The sequence below is a fragment of the Salinicola sp. RZ23 genome (assembly GCF_003206675.1).
GTDB lineage: Bacteria > Pseudomonadota > Gammaproteobacteria > Pseudomonadales > Halomonadaceae > Salinicola > Salinicola endophyticus.
Genome location: NZ_PZJK01000013.1, coordinates 305,095 through 329,148, shown reverse-complemented (window position 1 = coordinate 329,148; position 24,054 = coordinate 305,095). Strand labels below are relative to the sequence as shown.

21 protein-coding genes are annotated in these 24,054 nt (G+C 66.7%); 8 read left to right on the top strand and 13 right to left on the bottom strand.

What is annotated here, in order from left to right; all coding sequences use genetic code 11:
- Positions 1 to 190: 190 nt before the first annotated feature.
- Positions 191 to 1,261 carry a 23S rRNA (cytidine(2498)-2'-O)-methyltransferase RlmM gene (gene rlmM, locus DOM67_RS13935; protein WP_110676912.1) on the top strand — a complete coding sequence of 357 codons (1,071 nt, stop codon included), beginning with the start codon at positions 191 to 193 and terminating at the stop codon, positions 1,259 to 1,261.
- A 20-nt stretch (positions 1,262 to 1,281) separates the two neighbouring features.
- Entirely contained in the window at positions 1,282 to 1,527 is a 246-nt protein-coding gene (gene tusA / locus DOM67_RS13930; protein WP_110676974.1) for a sulfurtransferase TusA, read from the top strand.
- A gap of 15 nt (positions 1,528 to 1,542) precedes the next feature.
- Here the strand turns inward: tusA and DOM67_RS13925 are convergent, their stop codons facing one another.
- A complete protein-coding gene (locus DOM67_RS13925) occupies positions 1,543 to 2,238 on the bottom strand; it encodes a hypothetical protein (RefSeq protein ID WP_110676910.1) in 696 nt (231 codons plus the stop codon).
- A 330-nt stretch (positions 2,239 to 2,568) separates the two neighbouring features.
- On the bottom strand, positions 2,569 to 4,017 hold the full coding sequence (locus DOM67_RS13920) for an MATE family efflux transporter (RefSeq protein ID WP_232825263.1): 1,449 nt from the start codon (positions 4,015 to 4,017) through the stop codon (positions 2,569 to 2,571).
- A 111-nt stretch (positions 4,018 to 4,128) separates the two neighbouring features.
- On the opposite strand from DOM67_RS13920, the gene DOM67_RS13915 reads away from it, so the two are divergent.
- Positions 4,129 to 4,689: an elongation factor P hydroxylase gene (locus tag DOM67_RS13915; protein ID WP_110676908.1), complete on the top strand. Its 561-nt coding sequence runs from the start codon at positions 4,129 to 4,131 to the stop codon at positions 4,687 to 4,689.
- Between the two features lie 21 nt (positions 4,690 to 4,710).
- Here DOM67_RS13915 and DOM67_RS13910 read toward each other — a convergent pair whose 3' ends face one another.
- Together DOM67_RS13910 and DOM67_RS13905 are read right to left on the bottom strand one after the other, a co-directional pair.
- Complete coding sequence (locus DOM67_RS13910) at positions 4,711 to 5,187, bottom strand: hypothetical protein (RefSeq protein WP_110676906.1); 477 nt, start codon at positions 5,185 to 5,187, stop codon at positions 4,711 to 4,713.
- Complete coding sequence (locus DOM67_RS13905) at positions 5,184 to 6,059, bottom strand: TatD family hydrolase (RefSeq protein ID WP_110676904.1); 876 nt, start codon at positions 6,057 to 6,059, stop codon at positions 5,184 to 5,186. Before DOM67_RS13905 ends, DOM67_RS13910 begins: the two co-directional genes overlap by 4 nt.
- 141 nt (positions 6,060 to 6,200) lie before the next feature.
- Between DOM67_RS13905 and DOM67_RS13900 the strand changes: the two genes are divergently transcribed.
- Entirely contained in the window at positions 6,201 to 8,153 is a 1,953-nt protein-coding gene (locus DOM67_RS13900; RefSeq protein WP_110676970.1) for an ATP-binding cassette domain-containing protein, read from the top strand.
- A 63-nt stretch (positions 8,154 to 8,216) separates the two neighbouring features.
- On the opposite strand, the gene DOM67_RS13895 is transcribed toward DOM67_RS13900, so the two are convergent.
- Complete coding sequence (locus tag DOM67_RS13895) at positions 8,217 to 8,672, bottom strand: universal stress protein (RefSeq protein ID WP_110676902.1); 456 nt, start codon at positions 8,670 to 8,672, stop codon at positions 8,217 to 8,219.
- Positions 8,673 to 8,872: 200 nt separating this feature from the next.
- On the opposite strand from DOM67_RS13895, the gene DOM67_RS13890 reads away from it, so the two are divergent.
- The gene (locus DOM67_RS13890) at positions 8,873 to 9,394 is read left to right on the top strand and encodes a preprotein translocase subunit YajC (protein WP_110676900.1); all 522 of its coding nucleotides are present in this window, start codon (positions 8,873 to 8,875) and stop codon (positions 9,392 to 9,394) included.
- Between the two features lie 9 nt (positions 9,395 to 9,403).
- On the opposite strand, the gene slyA is transcribed toward DOM67_RS13890, so the two are convergent.
- Both slyA and DOM67_RS13880 read right to left on the bottom strand, forming a co-directional pair.
- Positions 9,404 to 9,856, bottom strand: coding sequence for a transcriptional regulator SlyA (slyA, locus tag DOM67_RS13885; RefSeq protein ID WP_110676898.1), 453 nt, complete (start codon positions 9,854 to 9,856; stop codon positions 9,404 to 9,406).
- 77 nt (positions 9,857 to 9,933) lie between these two features.
- Positions 9,934 to 11,061 carry a DUF5924 family protein gene (locus DOM67_RS13880; protein WP_232825262.1) on the bottom strand — a complete coding sequence of 376 codons (1,128 nt, stop codon included), beginning with the start codon at positions 11,059 to 11,061 and terminating at the stop codon, positions 9,934 to 9,936.
- Between the two features lie 460 nt (positions 11,062 to 11,521).
- Between DOM67_RS13880 and fadB the strand changes: the two genes are divergently transcribed.
- The 3 genes from fadB (at position 11,522) to DOM67_RS13865 (ending at position 15,654) form a co-directional block, all read left to right on the top strand.
- Positions 11,522 to 13,690, top strand: coding sequence for a fatty acid oxidation complex subunit alpha FadB (gene fadB, locus DOM67_RS13875; RefSeq protein WP_110676896.1), 2,169 nt, complete (start codon positions 11,522 to 11,524; stop codon positions 13,688 to 13,690).
- A 26-nt stretch (positions 13,691 to 13,716) separates the two neighbouring features.
- Positions 13,717 to 14,892, top strand: a complete 1,176-nt coding sequence (gene fadA, locus DOM67_RS13870; RefSeq protein WP_110676894.1) for an acetyl-CoA C-acyltransferase FadA — start codon at positions 13,717 to 13,719, stop codon at positions 14,890 to 14,892.
- A gap of 285 nt (positions 14,893 to 15,177) precedes the next feature.
- The gene (locus tag DOM67_RS13865; RefSeq protein WP_110676892.1) at positions 15,178 to 15,654 is read left to right on the top strand and encodes a YbhB/YbcL family Raf kinase inhibitor-like protein; all 477 of its coding nucleotides are present in this window, start codon (positions 15,178 to 15,180) and stop codon (positions 15,652 to 15,654) included.
- Positions 15,655 to 15,731: 77 nt separating this feature from the next.
- Here the strand turns inward: DOM67_RS13865 and DOM67_RS13860 are convergent, their stop codons facing one another.
- The 6 genes from DOM67_RS13860 to DOM67_RS13835 form a co-directional block, all read right to left on the bottom strand.
- Complete coding sequence (locus tag DOM67_RS13860) at positions 15,732 to 16,616, bottom strand: LD-carboxypeptidase (protein WP_110676890.1); 885 nt, start codon at positions 16,614 to 16,616, stop codon at positions 15,732 to 15,734.
- 44 nt (positions 16,617 to 16,660) lie between these two features.
- Positions 16,661 to 18,805, bottom strand: coding sequence for an EAL domain-containing protein (locus DOM67_RS13855; RefSeq protein WP_110676888.1), 2,145 nt, complete (start codon positions 18,803 to 18,805; stop codon positions 16,661 to 16,663).
- Positions 18,806 to 18,908: 103 nt separating this feature from the next.
- Positions 18,909 to 19,301, bottom strand: a complete 393-nt coding sequence (locus DOM67_RS13850) for an MAPEG family protein (RefSeq protein ID WP_110676886.1) — start codon at positions 19,299 to 19,301, stop codon at positions 18,909 to 18,911.
- A 94-nt stretch (positions 19,302 to 19,395) separates the two neighbouring features.
- A complete protein-coding gene (locus DOM67_RS13845) occupies positions 19,396 to 20,829 on the bottom strand; it encodes a TolC family protein (RefSeq protein ID WP_110676884.1) in 1,434 nt (477 codons plus the stop codon).
- The gene (locus DOM67_RS13840) at positions 20,829 to 22,166 is read right to left on the bottom strand and encodes an HlyD family type I secretion periplasmic adaptor subunit (RefSeq protein ID WP_110676882.1); all 1,338 of its coding nucleotides are present in this window, start codon (positions 22,164 to 22,166) and stop codon (positions 20,829 to 20,831) included. The genes DOM67_RS13845 and DOM67_RS13840 overlap by 1 nt, the downstream gene beginning before the upstream one ends.
- On the bottom strand, positions 22,163 to 23,902 hold the full coding sequence (locus DOM67_RS13835) for a type I secretion system permease/ATPase (RefSeq protein WP_110676880.1): 1,740 nt from the start codon (positions 23,900 to 23,902) through the stop codon (positions 22,163 to 22,165). The genes DOM67_RS13840 and DOM67_RS13835 overlap by 4 nt, the downstream gene beginning before the upstream one ends.
- Positions 23,903 to 24,054: the final 152 nt, after the last annotated feature.

Below are 24,054 nucleotides of genomic sequence, written 5' to 3'. Positions count from 1 at the left end.
TCACTCGTTTCAGGGGGCTCTCCCTGACGAGTAGCGGCGCAGTGCCGTATGAAAGATCCGCAGGCATCGATACCGACCCTCAGTCTCGCCGAGACTGGGGGTTACTTTTTTTGAGGCTCGGGGCGGGTCCAGGACAACACGTGGTATCGTGTCGCCCAAGATTGATGAGTATCCGAGAGAAGAGGCGAGTGTGAGCCAAGTCCCCAATGCATGGCTGCTGTATTGTCGAGCCGGTTTCGAGTTCGACCTGGCTGCAGAGGTCACCGAGCGCGCGGCGGCAGCCGGTGAGCTGGGGCATGTCGCCCTGGCCGAACCCAATAGCGGCTTCGTCTGCTGGCAGACCGAATCGGGCCCGGCCAACAGCGTGCATCGCCAGCTGCCGCTGGCGTCGCTGGTCTTCGCGCGTCAGTCGCTGGTGGCCTTTCTGCCGCTGACACTGGATCGGGAAGATCGCATCTCACCCATCAGCCGCCTGGTCGAGGAGAGCGGCTGGAGTTTCGAGGCGGTATGGCACGAGACCCCCGACACCAATGATGGCAAGGCCCTCGGGCGCCTGGCGAAGTCACTCAGTCGCCCGCTGGAGAGCGCGCTGAAGCGCGGCGGCGGGCTGCGCCGCAAGGCCGGCGGCCGACGGCTGCATCTGTTCTGGCTGGCCGGCGATCGTGTCCAGGTAGGGATCAGCTTTCCCGGCAATCGCAGCGAGCATCCCGGTGGTGTGCTGCGCCTGCGACATCCCGCCGATGCTCCCAGCCGCTCCACGCTCAAGCTGGAGGAGGCCTGGCACACCTTCATTCCGAAGGAGAGCTGGGAGACGCGGCTCTCTTCCGGGATGCAGGCGGTCGATCTCGGCGCAGCCCCCGGAGGCTGGACCTATCAACTGGTACGCAAGGGCCTGTTCGTCTATGCCATCGACAACGGTCCCATGGACAAGGCCCTGATGGCCACCGGCCAGGTCGAGCATCTGCGTGAGGATGGCTTTGTCTGGGAGCCGCCCTATCGTCTGGACTGGCTGGTATGCGATATCGTCGACAAGCCGATGCGGGTGATCGACATGGTCGAGCGCTGGTTGATGCGGCGCTGGTGTCGTGAGGCGATCTTCAATCTCAAGCTGCCGATGAAGAAGCGCTGGGATGAAGTGCGACGCTGCCTGACCCGCCTGGAGGAGACGCTGCACGCCCATGGCGTCAGCGCGACCATCGCCTGTCGCCACCTGTATCATGATCGTGAAGAAGTCACCGTGCACGTGCGGATCGACGGATGACGCTGCCGGAGGAGGGCAACATGCAGAGTCAGGACACAGCGCAGGAAGAGACGCTCGACACCCAGGGGCTTTACTGCCCTGAGCCGATCATGATGATGCACAACAAGGTGCGCGACATGCAGCCGGGGCAGATTCTGCAGGTCATCGCCACCGACCCGGCGACGACCCGCGACATTCCCAAGTTCTGCAGCTTTCTGGGCCACGAGCTGATCGAGCAGAGCGAAGAGGAAGGGCGCTACCGTTATCGGCTGCGTCTCGGCGGCTGATGGGTGCTGCCGGGCTCAACTGCCCGGCATGACCATTAGTGCCAGCGCTTCCAGTGTGTCCGGATCCTCGTTGCGGATGCGATTGGCGATATAGCGCTGAAAGAAGTAGAGCGTGTCGTGCCGGCTGCGTCCGGGATAGAGGCAGTCATCCCCCGGCAGTACCGGCAGCGACACGACGCGGGCGTCGTCGACCAGCATGGCATCGACGGTGCCATCGCTGTAGAGGTGCCAGGCGACGATCTGTTTCAACTGCCAGGGGCGACCATCGCTATCCATGCACAGGGCGTGGGTTCCCTGGGTTTCCGGCAACTGCTGGGTCAGGGAGACGTCCGGGGTCTCTTCATAATCGAAATAGGCCGCGGCATGCTCGAGCTCGGCGATCTTGTGCTCCGGCGCGAGGTGGAAGATCTCCCGCGTTTCCGGGTCGCGATAGCCGACGAAGTGGCCATACTCCGGATCGTCGAGCTCGTGGCACGCGCTGAGACTCTCCATCCACGGCACCAGCCCCACCACTTCGCCATCCTCGCGCAGCCCCCAGGCCAGCAGAGGCATGGCGTAGAGGGTGTCGGGATCGGAGGCGAGATAGTAGAGCATCTCCAGTCCGTCGAGCTCGGGCGACAGTCTGACCAGTCGCTTTCTTGCCCTCAGCCGGTGCCTCATGGTCTCGAGATCGATGATCTGCGCGGAGCGGGGGGAAAGTTGGCTTCCCATGGCTACCCTCCTGGTCGGCAATCGGTCGGCTTGGGCCTCGGAACTACCTGCAGCCGCTATCGGTGTTTCACTCGCTGTTGCCCGGGCCTGGTACGAAAACAGCCTTCGCTCTCTGACTTTCGTACCAACCCTGGTGCGGCCGGTTACCACGTCACGCCACTGTCTATGACCTACTGTCTATCACCTATCTATCATCTATAGCTACTGTCATGACATGGGACCAGTGTGATGACCCGAGCCAAACTCATGGCCTAGACCCGCTGTCATGACGATCTAAAAATGCTGTTGTGACGATCTAAAACCACTATTAGCACAGCCTTTGCCAGGGTGTTAAGCCCTGGCGGCCGATTTTCCACCACCGTGTGCGGCCTGGGGAGGGGTGCGGCCCTTGATCAGCAGGCGCCAGCCGAGCATCAGGGCGGCTGCGGTCAGGCCGGCGTTGAGCCCGATCCAGTAACCGTAGATGCCCAGCTCGGGGATTCCTGCCATGCCGCGCCCGAGGGCGTGCCCCACCCCCAGCCCGATGACCCAGTAGGCGATCAGGGTGATGCCCATCACCACGCGGGTATCCTTGTAGCCGCGCAGGGCGCCCGCCAGATTGACCTGCAACGAGTCCGAGACCTGGAACAGCATCGCCAGCAGGATCAGCGACAGTGCCAGTGACTGCACCGCGCTGTCTGCGCTGTAGAGGGTCACGATGGGGCGCGCCAGCAGCCACAGTACGGCGCAGTTGAACAGCGCCAGCAGCAGACCCACGGTCACGCCGTTCCAGGCCACGAAGCGCGCCTGTGTCAGATCACCGGCGCCCACCCGGTTGCTGACCCGTACCGTGAGCGCCATGCTCAGCGACAGCGGCAGCATGAACAGGATCGAGGTGACGTTGAGCGCAATCTGGTGGGCCGCGACGGTGATCTCGCCGAGATAGGCGACCAACAGCGTGATCACCGTGAACAGGGTGACCTCGAAGAAGATCGCCAGCCCGATGGGGAGCCCGATGTAGAGCAATTCGCCGATCTCGCGCAGACGCGGTGCGGTGGGCGAGGTCCAGATCACCACCGGCGCGTAGGCGCGGCTGCGCCGGGTGTACCAGGCCATGCCCAGGCACATCGACCACATCGACAGCGCGGTGGCGAAGCCGCAGCCCAGCGCGCCCAGCGCCGGCAACTGGCGCAGCGGTGTGGGTACGCCTTCGCCGAGCAGCTCGACCAGGCCGGGCCCGCCGTAGATCAGCAGGAAGTTGCTGGGCACATTGACCGCCAGTCCGATCAGGCTGATCCAGAGTGCCGGACGCGTGTGATGCATGCCATCGGAGAAGGCGCGCAGCGCCTGATAGAGCGCCACTGCCGGAATACCCAGGGCCACGGCGCCGAGATAGTCCGTGGCCAGGGTGGCGACCTCCTGGGGTACCTGCATCCAGCGGAACACCAGGCCCGAGCCCAGCCCCAGGGTGAGCGCCGCGAGGCAGCCGAATAGCAGTGCGACCCACAGCGCCTGATGCACCTTGGCGCGCACGTGCTGGGGTCGGCCGGCGCCCATCTGATGGGCCACCAACGGGGTCAGACCCATCAATGTGCCAGTCATCAGCAGCATCACCGGGACCCATAGGCTGGCCCCGACCGAGACTGCAGCCAGGTCGGTGGCACTGGCACGACCGGACATGATCACATCGGCGGCGCTCATGCCGGACTGGGCCAGCTGGGCGCCGCAGATTGGCAGGCTCAGACGCAGCAGCGCCGACGTTTCGCGACGCCAGTGCGGCAGGCGGGGGAGGGTCGACACGGCTCGCTCCTTGACCGGACGGACAGGGCGGGAATATTAGCAGGAGTCGTCGGGGGATGCTCGGCGCCGGGCATGGACTTCCGTATACTGCCGGGCGGCCAAGGAGGAGTCATGTTGCACGCCATCGACGATGTCATAGCGCTATTCGACGGGGTCTTCGCCGAGACCTTCAACACGCGCCTGATCAAGGGTGACGACGAGCCGATCTATCTGCCTGCCGATGGCGATGTCGGGTATCACCGTATCGTCTTTGCCCACGGTTTTTTCGCCAGTGCCCTGCACGAGGTGAGCCACTGGTGCATCGCCGGCGCGGCGCGACGTCAATTGGAGGATTACGGCTACTGGTACGAGCCGGATGGTCGCGATGCCGGTCAGCAGGCGGCGTTCGAGCAGGTCGAAGTCGCCCCGCAGGCGTTGGAGCGGCTACTGTGCGAGGCCTGTGCCAAGTCCTTCGAGGTCAGCGTGGACAATCTCGACGGCGTCACCGTCGACCGCCAGGCTTTCGCCGCCCAGGTTGCGGCGCGCGCCGAACGCTATCGTGATCAGGGCTTGCCGCTGCGCGCCGACGCTTTCGTCGCCACGCTGCGGGCATTCTATCGTCAGGGCGAGCCCCGCGCCGTGGCGATCGCCGCCGGCCGCGCGCGGTTGAGAACAGCGCTCACCAGTGCGTGATCGCCACGGCACCTGCGGCCTTCAGCCCTGGCTCAGGCGCTGATGCAGATAGAGCATCACCTGGACTTCGTGCTCGGGCCGCAGCGGCTCGAGCCCCAGCTCACCGAACAGTTCGCCGCGTGCCCGTGACCACTCTCCGGGGGAGAGCTCGGGATAGAGAATCTCCGCCGGCGCCAGCTCGACGAACGGATCGACGCCGAAGTCATCGAACATCAGCGATAGTGCTGCTTCATCGTCCTGCACGCCGGCGGTATAGAGCGTCTCGCTGAAGTGGTCGTTCTCCAGCTCGCGCAGCACATCCAGCGGGCTCACGCCGAACTGGCGCAGCTCGTCGAGGCCGTAGCCACCGAGCGAGAGCAGTTCCTGGTCGAGCCAGTCGTCGTCGGGCTGGATCAGGGTGTGCTTGACCTGGCCGTTGGGCAGCGCCCAGGCGATCGCCAGCGGCCTGGCGTTGTCATCGCCGGTCTCGACGGCGATGAAACCGGGAAATTCGCTCATGGCTCGAAAGTCTCCTGCAGGCGGAAGAAGCGGCTGGCGGTCTGGGTGGTGGCGCGGGCCAGCGCCTCCTCATCCTCGCCGCGCCAGCGCGCCAGCTCCCTCACTATCCAAGGTAGCAGAGCCGGCTCGTGGCGACGGCCCTTGATCTTGGCCGGCAGGTTGCGCGGCAGCAGATAGGGGCAGTCGGTCTCCACCATCAGCCGCTCGGCGGGCACCTCGGCGATGAACTCACGCAGATGGTGGCCGCGGCGTTCGTCGCTCAGCCACCCGGTCTGGCCGATATGCAGGTCGAGGTCGAGATAGCCGTAGAGGGTGTCGCGCTCGCCGGTGAAACAGTGGATCACGGCATCGCTCAAGCGGTGACGCCACTCATGCAGCATCTCCAGCATGCGGCGGCCGGCGTCGCGCTCGTGCAAAAAGAGCGGCAGTCCGGATTCGGCGGCCAGCGCCAGCTGCGCTTCGAAGGCGCGTTCCTGGTCCGCCGGCGAGGAGAAGTTGCGGTTGAAATCGAGCCCGCACTCGCCCACCGCCACCACGCGGGGCTGCGCGTGCAGATCGCGCATGCTGCGCTCCAGCGCGTGGTTCCAGTCGGCGGCATGGTGCGGATGCACGCCGGCGGTGGCCCACAGGTTGGGGTGGCGCTGGCTCAGGGCACAGGCGCGCTCCGCGCCCTCGGGGTCGGCGCCGGTGACGATCAGGGCGCGGACGTTGGCCGCCTCGGCCCGGGCCAGCACCGCCGGCAGATCCGACTCGAAGCTCTCGTGGGTGAGGTTGGCGCCGATGTCGACCAGCGCCGCGGGGGCGGTGAGACGCAGCGCCTCGGGTAGCGGCGAGTCGGCGGCGGATAAGGCGTCGGGGGACGTGTCGCTCAAGCGGCACTCCTTGCAGTGGGTGTTTCGAAGCCGACCATTGTAAAACGCCGGCCCCGCGAGTGCAGCCCGCTATCGGTGCTGCCGCTCGGGCAGGGTACAATGGCTGCCGATCATGCATGCATCACCACCGAGAGGATCAACGTGGCCCTGCTTCGCCTGGAACAACTGCAACTCGCCTACGGGCACCACAGCCTGCTGGATGGCGCCGACCTGGTCATCGAGAAGGGCGAGCGCCTGGCGCTGGTCGGACGCAACGGCACCGGCAAGTCGACCCTGTTGAGACTGATCGCCGGTGACAACCAGGCCGACGACGGCCATGTCTGGCGCGCCCCTGGACTCAAGATCGGCGTACTCGAGCAGGCCCTGCCGGATGCCGGCGAGGCGACCATCTTCGAAGTCGTGGCCCAGGGGCTGCCGGAGACCGGCGCCCTGCTGACCGAGTATCACCAGCTGGTGGCCCAGGCCGAGCCCGACATGCGCCGTCTGGAAACGCTGCAGACCCGGCTCGAAGCGCTCGACGGCTGGTCCTTCCATCAGCGTATCGATACCGTGCTGACCCGACTGGGCCTGCCGGCGGATACCCTGATGAGCGACCTCTCCGGCGGTTGGCGGCGGCGTGTGGCGCTGGCCCGGGCGATGGTCGCGGGCCCCGACCTGCTGCTGCTCGATGAGCCCACCAACCATCTGGACATCGATACCATCGCCTGGCTGGAGACACAGCTGCTGGCGTTCGAGGGCGCGGTACTGTTCATCACCCACGACCGGGCCTTTCTGTCGCGGCTGGCGACCGCCATTCTCGAGCTGGATCGCGGGCGTCTGGGGCGCTATCCCGGCGACTACGCCACCTATCAGGCGCAGAAGGCGCACGAGCTCGAGGTCGAAGCGCGTGAGCGTGCCGAGTTCGACAAGAAGCTGGCCCAGGAAGAGAGCTGGATCCGTCAGGGCATCAAGGCGCGGCGCACGCGCAACGAAGGAAGGGTGCGTGCGCTCGAGAAGATGCGCGATGAGCGGGCCCAACGGCGCGAGCGTACCGGCAAGGCGTCGTTCCAGGTCGACAGCGGTGAGCGCAGCGGCAAGCGCGTGGTCGAGCTGAAGGGCGTCACCCACGGCTACGCCGAGGCCCGCGGGGGAGACGGCATCGTCATTCGTGATCTGTCGCTGGAGATCCAGCGCGGTGACCGCATCGGGCTGATCGGGCGCAACGGCGCCGGCAAGACCACCCTGCTCAAGATCCTGCTCGGTGAGATGACGCCGAGCGCCGGTGAGGTGAGGCTGGGCACCAACCTGAGCGTGGCCTACTTCGATCAGCTGCGTGCCGGACTCGAGCTCGACAAGAGCGTCTACGACAACGTTGCCCAGGGCAGCGACAAGGTCAGCGTCGGCGGCAAGGACAAGCACGTCATCAGCTATCTGCAGGACTTCCTGTTCACCCCCGAGCGTGCCCGCCAGCCGGTGCGCGCGCTCTCCGGCGGGGAGTCCAACCGCCTGCTGCTGGCCAAGCTGTTCACCCAGCCGGCCAACGTGCTGGTGCTCGACGAGCCCACCAACGATCTCGACGTCGAGACGCTGGAGCTGCTCGAGGAGCTGCTCCTGGACTTCGACGGCACGCTGCTGCTGGTCTCCCACGACCGCGCCTTCATGGACAACGTGGTCACCGGCGTGCTGGCGTTCGAAGGTGAGGGTGTGGTGCGCGAGTACGTCGGCGGTTACAGCGACTGGGTGCGTCAGGGTGGCAAGCTGCCGCCGGCGCCCTGGGAGCAGCCGGCCGCGCCCCCAGCTGAGGCCAGTGCCGGCAAGGCAAGCGACAGCGCGCGGGACGCCAGTCAGTCGACTGCGCCCGCGGCCACGGACAAGCGCCGCCAGAAACTCTCCTACAAGCTGCAGCGCGAGCTGGATGCGCTGCCGGCGACGATCGAGGCACTGGAGACCCGGGTGGCCGAGTTCGAGACCCGTATGAGCGACCCTGCCTTCTATCAGCAGGAGAGTGGCCAGTTCACCGAGACGCTGGAGGCGCTGGCTCAGGTCCAGGCCGAGCTGGACGCGGCGATGGAGCGCTGGATGACGCTGGAGGCGATGGCGGAAGGGGAGAGCTGAGGCGCCGAGGGCGCAGTGCCAGAGGCCCACCGCACGCATGGGTGCGGTGGGCCACCTGAGGCGTTATTCGACGCTGTCGCCATCCTTGCCCACGCGTACCGCGAGCACATCGCACTCGGCACCGTGGAGCACGCCGGTGGAGGTGGAGCCCAGCAGCAGCGCGAAGCCGTGGCGGCCGTGGGAGCCGACCACGATCAGATCGACACCGTGATCCTTGGCGAAACGCTGAATTTCGGTGTCGGGCATGCCCACCACGATATGCTGATCCTCGCGCGGGATATCGTAGGGGTCGGCGATATCGCCCAGACGCTGCGTGGCGTGCTCGTCCAGCTGATCCTGGATACTGGTGAGATCCATCGGAATGTCACCGCCGTAGGCGAAGCCGAGCGGTTCCAGCGTGTGCATGATCGAGAGCTTGGCTTGATTGCGGCGGGCAATCGGAATCGCGCGCTCGAGCACCTTGTGCGAATCCTTGGTGAGGTCTACAGCGACCAGCACGTGGTGATATTCGTTGCTCATGGGTGAACTCCCCATCCGGCGAATGACAATACCCACTCTAAGCTGGGTCCATTGGGCGTACAACGGCGGCGATGCGCGCTGGCCGCGGCATGCTGCCGCAGCCGATCATCGTTCATGCCGGCGTTGTACGCAACGCTTTGTAAACATGACCGAAACCCCGAAGCCGGGGGCAGGACCAGGGGTCAGGGAGAAGAGGTGGTATGGCGGTACTGGGATTTCTACTGGTGGCGGTGCTGTTGGTACTGTCGCCGATGATGTGGCTGCGCCCGAGTCGGGCGGAGTCGGTACGTGGGCGCCTGCGGCGGTACGCCAAAGGGCACGGCGGCGAGCTCTCCTTCGCCAAGGCGCCGATCGCGCAGCCGGATCTGCCGCTGGCCGGGTATCGCCTGCGCTACCCCGGCACGCTCACCGGCAGCGATTTCACCTTGGTCAGAAACCGCGCCGGCAGCGATGCCCTGGCTCCGGCGACGGCGGGTTGGCGCTGGCGGCAGGCCCCACTGCCGTCGCTCGACGCCACGCGCCTGGCGGCGCTCGAGACCTGGCTAGAGACGCTACCCGACGATGCGCTGGCGGTGGAGTCGCATCAGCATACGCTGTGCGTGTGGTGGCAGGAGGCGGTGGAACTGTCGCGCTTCGAGCGCGAATGGCCGAGCTGGCTGGCGATGCGGGATACGCTCGCGGGCAGTGGCAACCCGGCGCCACCGCCCGGCCGGCCAGCGTGAAGGGCGGCCTCAGCCGGCCCGATTCTGCTCCGACTGGCGCTGTAGCGCGACGCCGTTCTTCTCGATGCGATCGAGCATGCTCTCGAAGGTGCGCATATCCTCTTCGCTGAAACCGGCCAGCATCTCGTCACGCACCTCATCCACGATCGCCTCGATCTGCTCCAGCAGCGGCGCCGCTTCTTCGGTGAGATGCAGGCGCTTGGTGCGGCGATCCTCGGCGCAGGGTCGGCGCTCGATCAGATTCTGCTCGGCCAGCTGGTCGAGCGTGCGCACCAGTGATGGGGCCTCGACGCCGATCGCCCGGGCGAGGTCGCACTGCGCCTGGCCGCCACCCATGCGGCGCAGGTTGTAGAGCGTCACCCAGCGAGTCTGGGTCAATCCCAGCGGCGCCAAGCGTTCATCGATGACGGCACGCCAGAGTCGCGGCAGGCGCGCCAGTTTGAAGCCGATATGTTGCGGCATAGCGGATTACCTAAAATCGTGAACGTCCTAACATTCTCCAAAGCGCTGCAGGATAATGCAAGTCGTGCCGCGTGCGGTCACTCGCCGCGGCTACCGAGCAGATGGCGAATGTTCCAGCCGGGGATGCCCGGAGGCCGATGGATACGCCCGTCGGCGTGGGTGGCGTCGGCGTCGTCGGCCACGGTGAAACGCAGGGTGCCGATACGCTGGCCCACCGCGGTGGTGACGTCGATCTGCCAGCGCCCGCTGACATCGCCGCTGAAGTTCTGCTTGTGGGTCCAGGCACGATAGCCCTGATCGCGGCCGCCGTGGATGATCAGTGCGATACGCTCCACCACCCGGCCATCGTGGCGCCAGACGTGATAGATCTTCTCGCGCAGGCCGCGCGGGGCGCGAATGGCGGTGTAGGCGTAGAGACCACGGGCGCGCAGGTTCTCCGGCGTCAATACCATCTCCCCGCGGGGCGTTCGGGTGGCGGTGTCGAAGCCCGGCGAGAGCGCGCTGCCCGAGAGCCACAGCGTCGCCGGCGGAATCCAGGCACGTCCGCTCCAGGCCAGGCCGCCGAGCAGGATCAGCAGGCCGAACATCGCCAGCCAGCGTACCGCGCCGGCGGGGCGCAGCAGGCCGATCAGGCTGGGCAGACTGAAGAAGGTCATGGCGGCGATCGCCAGCACCAGGCTCTCGCCGGTGGTCAGGCTGAACATGATCGGCAGCGTCACCAGCATGACCACGAACACGCACAGCGAGTGGAGCAGAAAGTAGAGCCAGCGGTGGCGTTGGGAGAGGCCGAAGTAGAGCGGGTCGAGAATCGCCAGCAGCGCGCAGCCCACCATCAGGCCGGTGAACAGCGCCTGGCCGCTGGCCCAGATCGTGGTCGCCAGGAAGAAAGGCAGGCAGAAGAAGAGCGTCTCCTGGTGCACCACCTGGGTGATGAAGGTGGTCACCGCGCGGGGCAGGCCGGTCTGTCTGCCCCGCCGCGAGAGCCAGCGGCTGGCCACGCTCTCGACGATCAGCAAAAGCCAGGTCAGCAACAGGCCTATCGCCAGCACGGCGCCCAGCCACTGCTGGCGGTTGACCAGGAAGAACCCCAGCAGGCCCAGGACGAAAGCAATGGGCGGCCACAGCCACAGATAGCGCTGCAGCCGGGCGATGAGCGGCTCCAGCCAGGCAAGCCTGGCGGGGAGCGCGATCTCGTTATCGATCACGATGAAAACGTCCTCGTTGTAGATGTCCCGCGGGGCGCGTCGACTCACTTGGCCTACGCTGAGAGACGCCGGTTCCGCGGAGCGTCATGCCCGGGCCTGTCGAGACCCCAGTCGCGGCCGCGACATTGTGCCATGGGGTGGTGAGCCAAGGCACCGCGACGGGCGTGTTCTGGTGCGACTGTCGCGAGCGTCGGCGCAGCATTGCCAACGCATGGCCTCTGATTCTTCGGCTGGGCCACCCCGCGCGGCCTATCGCCTTGCCTGCGGGGGCATGACCCGGACCGGCGCGGACGGGGGCAGGGCTCGACGGGCCCTGGCCTCGTCCGGGGCTGGTCACGACTTTGGTTGAGCTTGACGCTACCCTCTGGGCGGCTCAAGCTGGTGATATTCAAACGCTCGTATGATTCGCTTTCGGGGCTGATCCCGAAGGTGGTTTCGCAGTCATGGCACGGAGAATCCCATGCTCTATCAAGGCGATGCCATTCGGATGGCGCGGGAGGCGGACAACGTCGTCGTCCTCACGCTCGATCTCAAGGCGGAATCGATCAACAAGCTCTCCTCCCAGGTGATCGGGGAGCTGCAGGAAGCGGTGACGGCGCTGGAGTGCGAGAGCGACGTCGCGGGGCTGGTGATCGCCAGCGCCAAGGACGTCTTCGTGGTCGGTGCCGATATTACCGAGTTCCACGCCATGTTCGCCAAGGACGAAGCCTTCCTGGTCGACATGAACATGCAGATCCATGCGTTGTTCAATCGCATCGAGGATCTCGGCTTCCCCACGGTCACCGCGATCAATGGCCTGGCCCTCGGTGGCGGCTGTGAGCTCTGCCTGACCACCGACTTCCGGGTCATGGCGGAGGGCGCCCAGATCGGCCTGCCCGAGACCAAGCTGGGGATCCTGCCCGGCTGGGGCGGCTGCGTGCGCCTGCCGCGCCTGATCGGTGCCGACAACGCGGTGGAGTGGATCGCCGGCGGCAGCCAGAACGACGCCGGTAGTGCGTTCAAGGTGGGTGCTGTGGATGCGGTGGTCCCGGGCTATCAACTGCTGGACGCCGCGCGTGACGTGCTCGCCAAGGCCCGTGACGGCGATCTCGACTATCAGGCGCGCCGCGCCGAGAAGAAGGCCCCGCTAAAGCTCAATGCGGTCGAGCAGATGATGGCCTTCGAGACCGCCAAGGGATACGTCGCCGGCAAGGCTGGCCCGCACTATCCGGCGCCGGTGGAAGCGATCCGCGTGATCCAGAAGGGCGCCGGTGAGGAGCGCGAGCGGGCTCAGCAGATCGAGGCCAACGCCTTCGCCAAGCTGGCCAAGACCGACGTCTGCTACAACCTGGTGGGGCTGTTCCTCAACGATCAGCTGGTCAAGAAGCGCGCCAAGCAGTACGAGCGCGACGCCAGGACGGTGGATCAGACCGCGGTGCTGGGTGCCGGCATCATGGGCGGCGGCATCGCCTATCAGAGCGCCTACAAGGGCACGCCGATCCTGATGAAGGACATCAAGTCCGAGGCGCTGGAGCTGGGGCTGAAAGAGGCGCGCAAGCTGCTGACCAAGCAGCTCGAGCGCGGCAAGCTGAGCCAGACGCGCCTGGCCGAAGTGCTGAGCAATATTCGCCCGACGCTCTCCTATGGCGATTTCGGCGAGGTCGACCTGGTGGTCGAGGCCGTGGTCGAGAACCCCAAGATCAAGGGTGCCGTCCTCAAGGAGGTCGAGGCGGCGGTGGGCGAGGAGACCATCCTCGCCTCCAACACCTCGACCATCTCGATCGACCGCCTGGCGGCCAACCTGTCGCGCCCGCAGAACTTCTGCGGCATGCACTTCTTCAACCCGGTGCACCGCATGCCGCTGGTCGAAGTGATCCGCGGCGAGCACACCTCGGATGCGGCGGTGGCGGCGACGGTCGCCTATGCGCGCAAGATGGGCAAGACCCCGATCGTGGTCAACGATTGCCCCGGTTTCCTGGTCAACCGGGTGCTGTTCCCCTATTTCGGCGGCTTCAGCCGTCTGGTCGAGCTGGGGGTCGACTTCGAGCGCACCGACAAGATCATGGAGCGTTTCGGCTGGCCGATGGGGCCGGCCTATCTGCTTGACGTGGTGGGTATCGATACCGCGGTGCACGCCAGCGAGGTGATGGCCGAAGGTTTCCCCGAGCGCATGGGGCAGGATGGCAAGTCGGCGATTCAGGTGATGCTCGACAACCAGCGCCTGGGACAGAAGAACGGCCAGGGATTCTACCGCTACGAAGAGGACAAGAAGGGCAAGCCCAAGAAGCTTCACGACGACGAAGCGCACCGGCTGGTGGCCGAGGTCAAGCGCGAGACACGGGAGCTCGACGATGACGAGATCATCGCGCGCATGATGGTACCGCTGTGTCTGGAGACCGTGCGCTGTCTCGAAGAGGGTATCGTGGGCTCTCCCGCCGAGGCCGACATGGCACTGATCTACGGCATCGGTTTTCCGCCGTTCCGCGGCGGTGCCCTGCGCTATATCGACGCCATGGGCTGCGCCGAGTTCGTCGCCCTGGCCGAGCGGCTGGCGGCGGAGCTCGGCGCGCTCTACGCGCCCACCGAGCGGCTGCGCGAGATGGCCAGCCGGGGCGAGCGCTTCTACGCCGAGGCCGGCGGCGACGCCTGATTTCACCACCAACCGGAGTCAACGTTATGAGTTTGCATGCAAGAGATGCCGTGGTGGTCGATGCCGTTCGCTCTCCCATGGCCAAGGCCAAGCATGGCGCCTTCCGCAACGTGCGCGCCGAGAACCTCTCTGCGGCGGTGATGCAGGCGCTGTTCACGCGTAACGCCGGGCTCGATCCGGCGGGGGTCGACGACGTTATCTGGGGCTGCGTCAACCAGACCCTGGAGCAGTCGATGAACATCGCCCGCAACGCGGCGATTCTCACCGGCATTCCGCGCTCGGTACCGGCGCAGACGGTCAACCGCCTGTGCGGCTCGTCGATGAGCGCGCTGCACATCGCGGTGGCCAACATTCGCGCCGATATGGGTGACTGCTATCTGATCGGCGGCGTCGAGCACATGGAGCACGTGCCCATGACCCATGGGGTCGACGTCAACCCGGCGGCGAGCAAGCATGCCGCCAAGGCGGCGATGATGATGGGGCTGACCGCCGAGCTGCTGGGCAAGATGCACGGTGTCACCCGCGAGCAGCAGGATGAGTTCGGCCTGCGTTCGCACCGGCGTGCCAGCGACGCCAATCGGCAGGGCTGGTTCGACAACGAGATCGTGCCGATCGAAGGGCACGACCAGCAGGGCTTCCGCACGCTGGTGAAGCATGACGAGGTGGTGCGTGAAGACGCCAGCCTCGAGCAGATGGCCTCGCTCAAACCGGTGTTCGACCCCAAGAACGGTACCGTCACCGCGGCGACCTCGTCGGCGCTCTCGGTCGGCGCCTCGGCGCTGATGGTGATGAGCTACGAACGCGCCAAGTCGCTGGGGCTCGAGCCGCTGGCCAAGGTCGTCTCCACCGGTGTGGCCGGTTGCGACGCCTCGATCATGGGCTATGGCCCGGTCCCCGCATCGCAGAAGGCGCTCAAGGCCGCTGGGCTCAAGATCGCCGATATTCAGACGGTCGAGCTCAACGAAGCCTTCGCCGCGCAGTCGATTCCGGTGCTCAAGGATCTCGGTCTGCTCGACCGCCTCGACGAGGCGGTCAACCTCAACGGCGGCGCCATCGCCCTGGGCCACCCGCTGGGCTGCTCCGGGGCGCGCATCTGCACCACGCTGCTCAACGTGATGCGCCAGCAAGACACCAAGCTGGGGTTGGCGACCATGTGTATCGGTATGGGGCAGGGTGTGGCGACGGTGTTCGAACGGCTCTGATCGCGTAGTTCGTGACTCTGCCGTAGCACCTCAGGCTGCGGCATCCGACGCCGGCAGCTCGTGGACGCGAGCTGCCGGCGTCATACTGTTGGCGGGCGCTGCGTCCCTGGCTGCCCTCATGCGGGTATGGCCCGCGGCACGACATCACTCCTGGCGCGTCGTCGAGCCGTTCTATGTCGTGTTGAGTTTCACGGTCGGGTTGAATCTCACGCCGGCGCCACCACCTCTGATAGACCAGCAGACGCGTCGGCGTCACCGTTCATCGCTTCTCAGGAGAGCTACCCCATGCCTTTTGCACCGTCGAGCATGCACGTCGAAAGTACCGCCTTTGCGCCGAATGCGGCCATTCCCAAACGTCACTCGGCGGAGGGTGAGGATCTCTCTCCTGCCTTGAGCTGGCGGGATGCACCGGCGGGCACCCAGGGGTTCGCGGTCATCTGCCACGACCCGGATGCGCCGCTGGTCAAGGATGGCAGCTACGGCTATGTGCACTGGCTGCTCTACAACCTGGCGGCGGATGTGACGTCACTCGAGGAAGATACCCGGCAGGGTACTGCCGGCGTCAACGATGGTGGTGCCGTCGGCTACGGCGGGCCCATGCCGCCGGAAGGCCACGGGGTGCACCAGTACTATTTCTGGGTACTGGCGCTGGATACCCTGACCGAGCTGCCCGAGGGGTTGACCCAACGCGAACTGCTCAATGAGCTGGAGCCGCACATTCTGGGCATGAGCCGGCTGGTCGGGACCTATCGGCGTGACTGAGTGAGGTCTGCCGTCATTGCGTCGAAGGCACACGGCGCCATCCTTCGGGTGGCGCCGGGTGTCGTTGCGGGGAGTGCTCAGGCCGAGAAGTGCAGGCGTGAGTCGATAATGCTGGCCGTCGCACCGTAACGCCAGGGCAGGTTGTCGCGGCCGTGGCCGATGGGCAGGCCGCTGAACAGCGGAATGCCACGCGGTGTCAGCCAGGTCTCGAACAGCGTCTCCAGGCGCAGATCGGCGTAGGGTTCACAGCCTTCGAAGGTGCCCAGGCAGACCGCGCTTGCCGCGTCGAGGGCGCCGGAGTACGCCAGCTGCCACAGATCGCGCTCGAGGCGGTAGTAGGGCTCGCCGACATCCTCGAGGATCACGATCGCGCCCGGTGGTGCACGAAACGCCAGCGGCGTGCCGGCCAGGCTCGCCAGCACCGCCAGATTGCCTCCCACCAGTGGGCCACTGCTGCGGTGCTCGGGCCTCGCGGTGATCGCTGTCAGCGCCACGCTGGTGGGTACCGCACCCCGCAGCAGGCCCTTGAGGGCCTCCAGGTCACTGCGGCTGGCGGCGCGTACCGTCGGGTCTTCGGCCACCAGCTTGAGCCCCTCCTTCATCACCGGACCGTGGATCGCCGGCAAGCCGTGGCGCTGGCACTGGCTCAGCAGCACACTGAGATCGGAGTAGCCGATCAGCGGCTTGGGCGGCAGCCGTGACCAGTCGATCTCGGTAGCCAGATGGGCGCAGCCATAACCGCCGCGCACGGCCCATACGGCGTCGGTGTCGGGATCGGCGTAGGCGGCCTGCAGCACCGCCAGGCGGTGGGCCACGTCTCCGGCGAGATAACGACAGCGCACCTGCAGACGAGGCGGAAAGCGCACGCCGATATCCAGCTCGGCCAGCGCCTCGGCGGCCTGATCGAGAAGATCGGGAGCGGTGAACGAGGCCGGGGCGACCAGACTCAGGGTCAACGACATGCAGGACTCTCGGGCGGCGGTTGGGGGCTCTACCTTAGCCCGCCTCAGCGGGCGCGGCCAGCCTCGTCGGCGTGCACGCCGAGACGCTCGAGCAGGGCGTCGGTGGCCATCGGGCGCCCCAGGTAGAAGCCCTGGTAGCGCTTGATGCCCAGTGCCTGCAGCAACTGCCACTGGGCCTGTGTCTCGACCCCCTCGGCGATAGTCTCCATGCCGAGCAGTTCGCACAGCCCCACGATACCCTCGAGCAGGTGACGCGAGCGCAGATCGGCCTCCAGGTCGCTGAGGAAACTGCGGTCGATCTTGATGGTGTCGAACGGCAGGCGCTTGAGATAGCCCAGCGACGAGTAGCCAGCCCCGAAGTCGTCCATGGCCACGCGAAAGCCCTGGCGGCGCAGCTTCTCGATACGCGCCTCGGGGGCCCGGGTATTCTCCAGGAAGACCGATTCGGTCACTTCCAGTTCGATCAGATCGGTGGGGATGGCGTGGCGGCGGCAGGCGCTGCGCAGGGTTTCCGGTAGCGCTTCGTCCATCACGTGCAGCGCCGAGATGTTGACCGCCACGGGAATGGGGTGGCCGTTGGCCGCCAGCTTCGCCGCACAGCGGGCCGCGTGCTCGATTGCCAGGGTGCCGAGTGCGCTCGCCATGCCGTTGTGCTCGGCCAGGGGGACGAAGGTGCTGGGGGGCACCTGGCCGTGGCTCTCGGTGTGCCAGCGGGCCAGCAGTTCGGCGCCGACGATCTGGCTATGCTGGTCGAACTTGGGTTGGACCAGGAAGTCGAGCGTCTCTTGCACGATCGCGTCGCGCAGCTGCGAGAGCATCGACATCTTTTCCAGATCGTGGTGCTTGAGCTGGTCGTGATAGAGCGCAAAGGCGTTCTTGCCCCTGTCCTTGGCCGCGTACATGGCAACGTCGGCATGCTTGAGCAGGGTCTCGCTGTCCTTGCCGTCGAACGGGGCGTGGACGATGCCGATACTGGCGGTGACGCTGATCTGATGACCGCCGATCACCATTGGCTGGGCCAGGACTTCCAGCAGGCGCCGAGAGATATGGGGAGCCAGCTGGCGATCGCTGCCCACGTCGATCACCACCACGAACTCGTCGCCGCCCCAGCGCGCAATCAGATCGCGGCTGCGCAGGGTGGCGCGCAGGCGCTTGACCATGATCCGCAGCAGGGTATCGCCGGCCTGGTGGCCGAGCGAGTCATTGATGTGCTTGAAGCCGTCGAGATCGATGAACAGCACCGCCAGGGCGTGGATCGGCGATATCTGGCGCAGTTGACGCTGGAGCGCGTACTGCAGGGTGGCGCGGTTGGGCAGCTGGGTCAGGGTGTCGATGCTCGCCAGGTGCTCCAGCTCGCGCTCCGAGCGCTTGCGTGCCGAGATGTCGCGCAGCACGGCGATATAGTGGACCTGGCTGCTGTCGCCGAGGGTGAAGTCGCTCAGCGTCAGCTCGACGGGGATGGCGTCGCCGCTACCGGCATCGAACACCCCTTCATGATGGTGGCTGCGTTCGCGACTGACCGCCGTGGCGGGTGGCGAGGAGAGCGCATTGGCGCTGACATAGTGGTGCAGCGGGCGGCCGAGCATGTCGCTGAGGGGGCGGTTGCCGAGTTCGAGAAAGGCGTCGTTGGCCTCGAGAATCTGCCACTGTTCGCCGACCACCAGCATCGGGTCGCGGGAGGCAACGAACGCATGGGCGCGCACGCGACTGCCGATATCGCAGACGTTCTCTTCGGCCACCACCTCACGCATGCCGGCGGCGGCCAGCGGGTGGCCCTCCGGGGTACGCAGTGTCACCGCGCCGCGGATTCGCCAGCGCAGCTCGGGGTAACGACCGTCGGGCTGCAGGGTGAGATCGAAGCGGTCGTCGAGACCGCAGATCAGGCGTCGCCACTGATGCAGCAGGCGCTGACGCTCTGCTGGCACCATCGAGCGCAGCAGCTCGCGAAAGTTCAGCTGAGTCGGTGCCGTGTCATGCTGCACGCTCGGCGAGAACAGCCGGCAGAAGGCGTCGGGGAGCGACCAGTGCCAGGGAACCAGGCCGAGTATCGTCAGTGCATCCAGCGGCCAGTTGCGTGGCGTGCCATGACCCGTCGACGGCGATGACGCTGCGCTGAAGTCGACCACCTGCGTGGCTTGCGGCGCCTGGCCGGCGGTCCGGCCGAGGGGAGCGTCGTCGTCGATGGGCATGGGTTATGGATCTCGATCTCTGGCAGGAATCACTCATCCTTGACCCGAACTTTATCGACGCTATTGGCTAAAACTTGAACGGGCCCAAGGCGGGTCGCGGTGCTCACAGGAGCGCTAGGGCGAACAGGCACAGCGCCGCGAGAAAGGCGACGATGAACACCGTCGAGCGCAGCGTCGCCAGGTCCAGCGCATAGCACACCCCGTGGGCGACCCGCGCGAGCACGAACACGAGACAGGCGGCGCTGCCCAGCCAGCCACCGCCACCGGCGTAGCCATAGGCGACCACCGCCGCGGTGAACAGCGCCAGAGCCTCCCAGGCGTTCTGCTGGGCAGCCCACAGGCGTGCCCCCTTGCCCTCCAGGGTAGCGTACTGCTGGCGCGGATGATGGTTGTCGAGACCGCCAGGTTCGCGCCGCCGCACGGCGCTGCCCCAGAAGGCGAGCCAGAAGGGGAGCAGGGCGGTGATCAACAAGCACCAGAGCGGTAGCGTCGTCATGGGAATCTTCCTTGAGCCAACGTGAGTCGTCGCGGCGTCACGCCGTCTCCGGCGTGACCGCCTATAGCCAAGGTAGCAGAAGCCGGTCGAGCCGCTAGCTACCCGGCGCTGGCGCTTCATCTTGGTGCTCCAGACGCCCGAGCACCGCGAAGAGCGCGCTGATCGACGGCGAGTCTAGCCCGCCGATGGCGGCGTCGAGATGGGCGCGGTCGCGCAGGTAGGCGCATACCGACTCGACATAGCGAATGCGCAGATCGTAGAGCGACGAGCGCGCATCCAGCACATCGACCAGATCGCGCAGCCCGAGCCCCTCACCGCGCTGGGCGGCGGCCAGGAACAGACTCGCCGATTCGGTGGAGCGCTGCAGCGCCTGGAGCTGACGCTGATCCGCCTGCATGCCGCGCAGGCGCTTGCGCACCTCCTGCTGGGCCCGGCGCTGCTCATCGTCGAGCGCCGCGGTGCCGGCCAGGGCGCTGAGCTCGGCCTGACGGATACTGGCGGTGGTGTAGCCGCCCTGATAGAGCGGCAGGTTCACCTCGACCCCGGCGCTCAGGTCGCGGCTGGTGCGCAGCGGGTCGTCGCTGTCGAGATCGTTGTAGTCGAGCACCAGGTCGACCTTGGGATAGCGCGCTGCGTGGCGCAGGGCGGTATCCGCCTGGGCGACCCGTTGTTGGCGCCTGGCCAGCTCGACCTGTGGATTGCCATCGGTCAGCGCCAGCAGATCGTCCAGCGGACGGGACTCGGGGTCCAGGGCCAGGGTCGGCGGCGGCTCGATCAGCGCCGGGGCGAAGTCGAGCGTGGCGCCGCTGAGACGTTCGAGATCGCTGACCGCATTGGCCATGTCGCTTTCGGCGGCGGTCTGGTCGGCGATCGCCTGATCCAGACGCGACTGCGACTCGAGCAGATTGATGCGATCGCCCACGCCCAGCTCATAGGCGCGCTGTGCCTGGCGCTGCTGCAGCACCAGCGCCTCGCGCTGGGCGATCAGCAGGCCGACCTTGCGCGAGGCCTGATAGGCATCCAGATAGCTTTCGATGACCCGCAGTGCGAGATCGCGTTCGGCCACCGCCACCTCGAGCGTCGCGGCATCCACCTGGGTGCCGGCCTTGTCGACCTGACGCCAGCGCTCGAGATCGAACAGCGGCTGGCTCAGACGCAGGCCCCAGCTGCTGTCGCGGGTGCGTCCGGAGACCCGCTTGGCGTAGTCGGCATCCGGATAGTCTGCGGGGTTGCGGGTATAGATATTGTCGGCATCGCTCAGACGGTAGGCAGCATTGGCGCTGACCTGGGGGCGCAGACGCGCGCGTGCCATTGGCACCTCCTGTTCCACCGCGCGGCTATCGAGGCGTCGGCTGCGCAGGCCGCTGTCATTGTCGAGAGCGAGACCCACCAGCGCCGGCAGGGGCGGTAGCGCGGGCGAGTCCGACTGCGCCAGCGCGCTGGCGCCACTCAGCGCCAGACCCAGGGCCAGCCGTGGCAGATGCCGGGATACCAGGCGCCAGAGCGTCCAAGATGAGTCGCGGCGCATCACTCTTCTCGCAGCGCGCGGGCGAGCATGTCGTCGAACGGCTTCAGCAGATAGCTGGCGAAGGTTCGTTCACCGGTCTGCAGCATCACCTCCGCTGGCATCCCCGCGAGTAGCTGCATCGAAGCGTTGATCTGGGCCTGGCCCGCGCGGGTGACCCGAATGCGCGCCTTGTAGTAGTGGGCCCGGGTGGCCTCGTCCTCGAAGGTATCCGCGGAGACATGGGCGACCTCGCCCGGTACCACCTGAGTCAGGCGCTGGTTGAAGGCGCTGAAGCGGATCTCGGCGGGCTGGCCGGCATGCACGTTGTCGATGTCGCGGTCGGGGATCCGTGCCTCGACCACGAAGGCTTCGTCGGCAGGGACGATCTCCATCAGCGTATCCCCCGAACGGATCACCGCGCCCTGGGTATGGATCTGCGAACCGACCACGGTGCCGGAGACCGGCGCCGCGATGGTGGTCCGGGTCACCTGATCGCCGAGGGCAGTGATGCGCTCCTGGGCATCGGTCACCTGCGCTTGTACCGTCTTCAGCGCTTCGCCCACCTTCTGGTGGTACTCCTGACGCTGAATCTCCTGCTGCAGGCCGTTCTCGCTGATCTGCGAGCGCAACTGTGCCACCTCGGCGGCGTGCTGGGCATTCTCGCCGCGATACTGCAGCACCTGGCGCTCCAGCTCGCGCAGATGCTGGTTGTCACCCAGCCCTTCGCTGAACAGTGTGCGGTAGTCGCTGGCCTCGCCATTCAGCGAGGCAATGCGCGAGCGGTTGATGCGCTGCAGCGACTCCAGTCCAGCGATCTGCTGGTTCATCTGGCGTGCCTTCTCGTCGAGCGCGGCGAGCGCATCGGCCTGGGATTTGCGGCGCACCTCGAACAGCCGGCGCTGCACGTCGATCACCGCCTGTACCCGGGGCGACGGGTCATCCAGCAGGCTGGCGGGAAACGCGAGCTTGTCACGATCGGCCTGTTCGGCGTTGAGGCGGATTTCGCTGGCCAGCGCGATACGGTACTCGGACTGGGCGATCGCCAGCTTGGAGAGCGGCTGGGTATCGTCGAGCACGATCAGGGTCTGGCCGGCCTTCACGTGGTCGCCATCGCTGACCAGAATGCGTTTGACGATGCCGCCCTCGAAGTGCTGGATCTTCTTGGTCGCACCCTCGACCGTGACCGTGCCGGGGGCGACCACTGCGACCGCCAGGTCTGCGCTGGTCGCCCACAGCATGAAACCGCCCAGGGCGATCGCCAGCAGACCGAGGCCGGCACGGCAGGTGGTGCGGTCGCCGGTCGGGGCGCCGCCCGACGAGGCGCCGGGGCCGAGTGACAGGGGCGTGGTGGCACTCATGAGGGCGAGGACTCCTGTGGGGGGCGCGCCGTGGCCACGGCGTCGCCGACACGGCCGCGGGCGCGCAGGCGCAGCGCCTGTACCCCGCTGCTGGCGGTGGGGGTATCGGATCGGGTGCGGGCGTCGATTCGCACGATGCGTCCGGCCTCCAGCTGAATGACGCGGTCGACGTGATCGAGAATGGCCGGGGTGTGGGTGACCACGAACAGCGTCGTGCCCTCGCGCTTGAGCTGCGCGAGGCAGGCGATCAGGGCGCGCTCGCCGAGGGTGTCGAGGTGGGCATCCGGCTCGTCGAGAACCACCAGGCAGGGCGAGCCGTAGAGTGCCCGCGCCAGCCCGAGGCGCTGGCGCTGGCCGCCGGAGAGCACGCCGCCGCTGCCCTGGATGAGGGTGTCGTAGCCCTGCGCCTGGTGCAGGATCATGTCGTGGACCCCCGCCTTGTGGGCCGCCTTGAGCACTTCGGCGGGATCGAGCTGGCCGAAGCGGGCGATGTTGTCGCCGATGCTGCCGTCGAACAGCTCGACATCCTGGGGCAGGTAGCCGAGATGCGGGCCGAGGCGTTCCCGCGGCCACTGGGCGATGTCGCTGCCGCCCAGGCGCACCTCACCGTGCTGCACTGGCCAGACGCCCAGCAACACGCGTGCCAGGGTCGACTTGCCGGCGGCGCTGGGGCCGACGATGGCGATGTGTTCACCCGGTACGCAGTGGAAGGCGATCTCGTGCAGCGTGGCCGCCTGGGCCCCCGGCGGGGCGGCGCTCACGGCGCTCAGCGCCACGTCGCCGGTCGGCGCTGGCAGCGGCATGCGCTCGCGCTCGGCGGCGAGCTTCGCCAGCAGCGCGTCGAGCCGGGCATGGGCGGCGCGCGCCTGGATGAAGCCCTTCCAGCCGCCGATCATCTGATCGATCGGCGCCAGTGCCCGGCCCATCAGAATCGAGCCGGCGATCATCATGCCGCCGGTCAGGCTGCCTTCGATGACCAGCAGCGCGCCCAGCCCCAGCACCAGCGACTGGAAGGTCACCCGCAGGGTCTTGGAGAGATTGCTCAGCACCCCGGCGCGGTCGCTGGCACGTGACTGGTGCAGCAGATAGGCCTGCTGGCACTGCTGCCAGCGCTGGTGGAGGTTGGGCAGCATCCCCATGGCCTGGATCACTTCGGCATTGCGCAGATTGCTCGCCGCCATCTCCTGGGCTTGCGCGTGGGCGCGGTTGGCCTCGCCGAGCAGCCCCTGGGTACTCTTCTCGTTGATCCACGCCAGGCCCATCAGGATGATGCCTGCGGCCGTCGCGAAGGCACCGAACCAGGGGTGGAAGAGTGTCAGCAAGCCGATATAGAGCGGTATCCACGGGGCATCGAAGAAGGCGAACAGGGCATGGCCGGCGATGAACTGGCGCAGCGTGGCGAGATCGCTGAACGCCTGTGCCGAGGGCTTGCCGGCGGTCGCCAGGGCGCGCTGGAACGAGGCCTGATAGAGCGGCTCGCTCAGCGCACGATCGAAGCGATTGCCGACCCGTACCAGAATGCGCGAGCGCACCACCTCCAGGCCTCCCATGATCGCGAACAGGTAGAGCACGACCAGGGTCAGCATCGTCAACGTCTCGGGGCTGCGTGTCGTGATGACCCGGTCATAGACCTGCAGCATGTAAATGGAGGGAACCAGCATCAGCAGATTGATGAACAAGCTGAAGAACAGCACGCAGAGAAACGACTTTCGGCAAGCGATCAGCGCTTGATACATGGCTGTCTTTGGGGGAGGTCGGTTCACGTGATGGCCCGGTGAAGTGGCGTGGGGCGCTTGGAAAGGGCGCTTGGTCGGCGTCAGAATGCGGAGATTGTGAAGATATTTGCAAGCCCAGAGCCGCGGTGAACTTTGTCCGCTAGGGATGGTAT

What these genes read in the sequence shown, in the direction of transcription:
- tusA (WP_110676974.1), top strand. Translation starts at nt 1,282, where the DNA reads ATGCAGAGTCAGGACACAGCGCAGGAAGAGACGCTCGACACCCAGGGG.
- DOM67_RS13925 (WP_110676910.1), bottom strand. Translation starts at nt 2,238, where the DNA reads ATGGGAAGCCAACTTTCCCCCCGCTCCGCGCAGATCATCGATCTCGAG.
- DOM67_RS13915 (WP_110676908.1), top strand. Translation starts at nt 4,129, where the DNA reads ATGTTGCACGCCATCGACGATGTCATAGCGCTATTCGACGGGGTCTTC.
- DOM67_RS13910 (WP_110676906.1), bottom strand. Translation starts at nt 5,187, where the DNA reads ATGAGCGAATTTCCCGGTTTCATCGCCGTCGAGACCGGCGATGACAAC.
- DOM67_RS13895 (WP_110676902.1), bottom strand. Translation starts at nt 8,672, where the DNA reads ATGAGCAACGAATATCACCACGTGCTGGTCGCTGTAGACCTCACCAAG.
- DOM67_RS13890 (WP_110676900.1), top strand. Translation starts at nt 8,873, where the DNA reads ATGGCGGTACTGGGATTTCTACTGGTGGCGGTGCTGTTGGTACTGTCG.
- slyA (WP_110676898.1), bottom strand. Translation starts at nt 9,856, where the DNA reads ATGCCGCAACATATCGGCTTCAAACTGGCGCGCCTGCCGCGACTCTGG.
- fadB (WP_110676896.1), top strand. Translation starts at nt 11,522, where the DNA reads ATGCTCTATCAAGGCGATGCCATTCGGATGGCGCGGGAGGCGGACAAC.
- fadA (WP_110676894.1), top strand. Translation starts at nt 13,717, where the DNA reads ATGAGTTTGCATGCAAGAGATGCCGTGGTGGTCGATGCCGTTCGCTCT.
- DOM67_RS13865 (WP_110676892.1), top strand. Translation starts at nt 15,178, where the DNA reads ATGCCTTTTGCACCGTCGAGCATGCACGTCGAAAGTACCGCCTTTGCG.
- DOM67_RS13860 (WP_110676890.1), bottom strand. Translation starts at nt 16,616, where the DNA reads ATGTCGTTGACCCTGAGTCTGGTCGCCCCGGCCTCGTTCACCGCTCCC.
- DOM67_RS13855 (WP_110676888.1), bottom strand. Translation starts at nt 18,805, where the DNA reads ATGCCCATCGACGACGACGCTCCCCTCGGCCGGACCGCCGGCCAGGCG.
- DOM67_RS13850 (WP_110676886.1), bottom strand. Translation starts at nt 19,301, where the DNA reads ATGACGACGCTACCGCTCTGGTGCTTGTTGATCACCGCCCTGCTCCCC.
- DOM67_RS13845 (WP_110676884.1), bottom strand. Translation starts at nt 20,829, where the DNA reads ATGCGCCGCGACTCATCTTGGACGCTCTGGCGCCTGGTATCCCGGCAT.
- DOM67_RS13840 (WP_110676882.1), bottom strand. Translation starts at nt 22,166, where the DNA reads ATGAGTGCCACCACGCCCCTGTCACTCGGCCCCGGCGCCTCGTCGGGC.
- DOM67_RS13835 (WP_110676880.1), bottom strand. Translation starts at nt 23,902, where the DNA reads ATGTATCAAGCGCTGATCGCTTGCCGAAAGTCGTTTCTCTGCGTGCTG.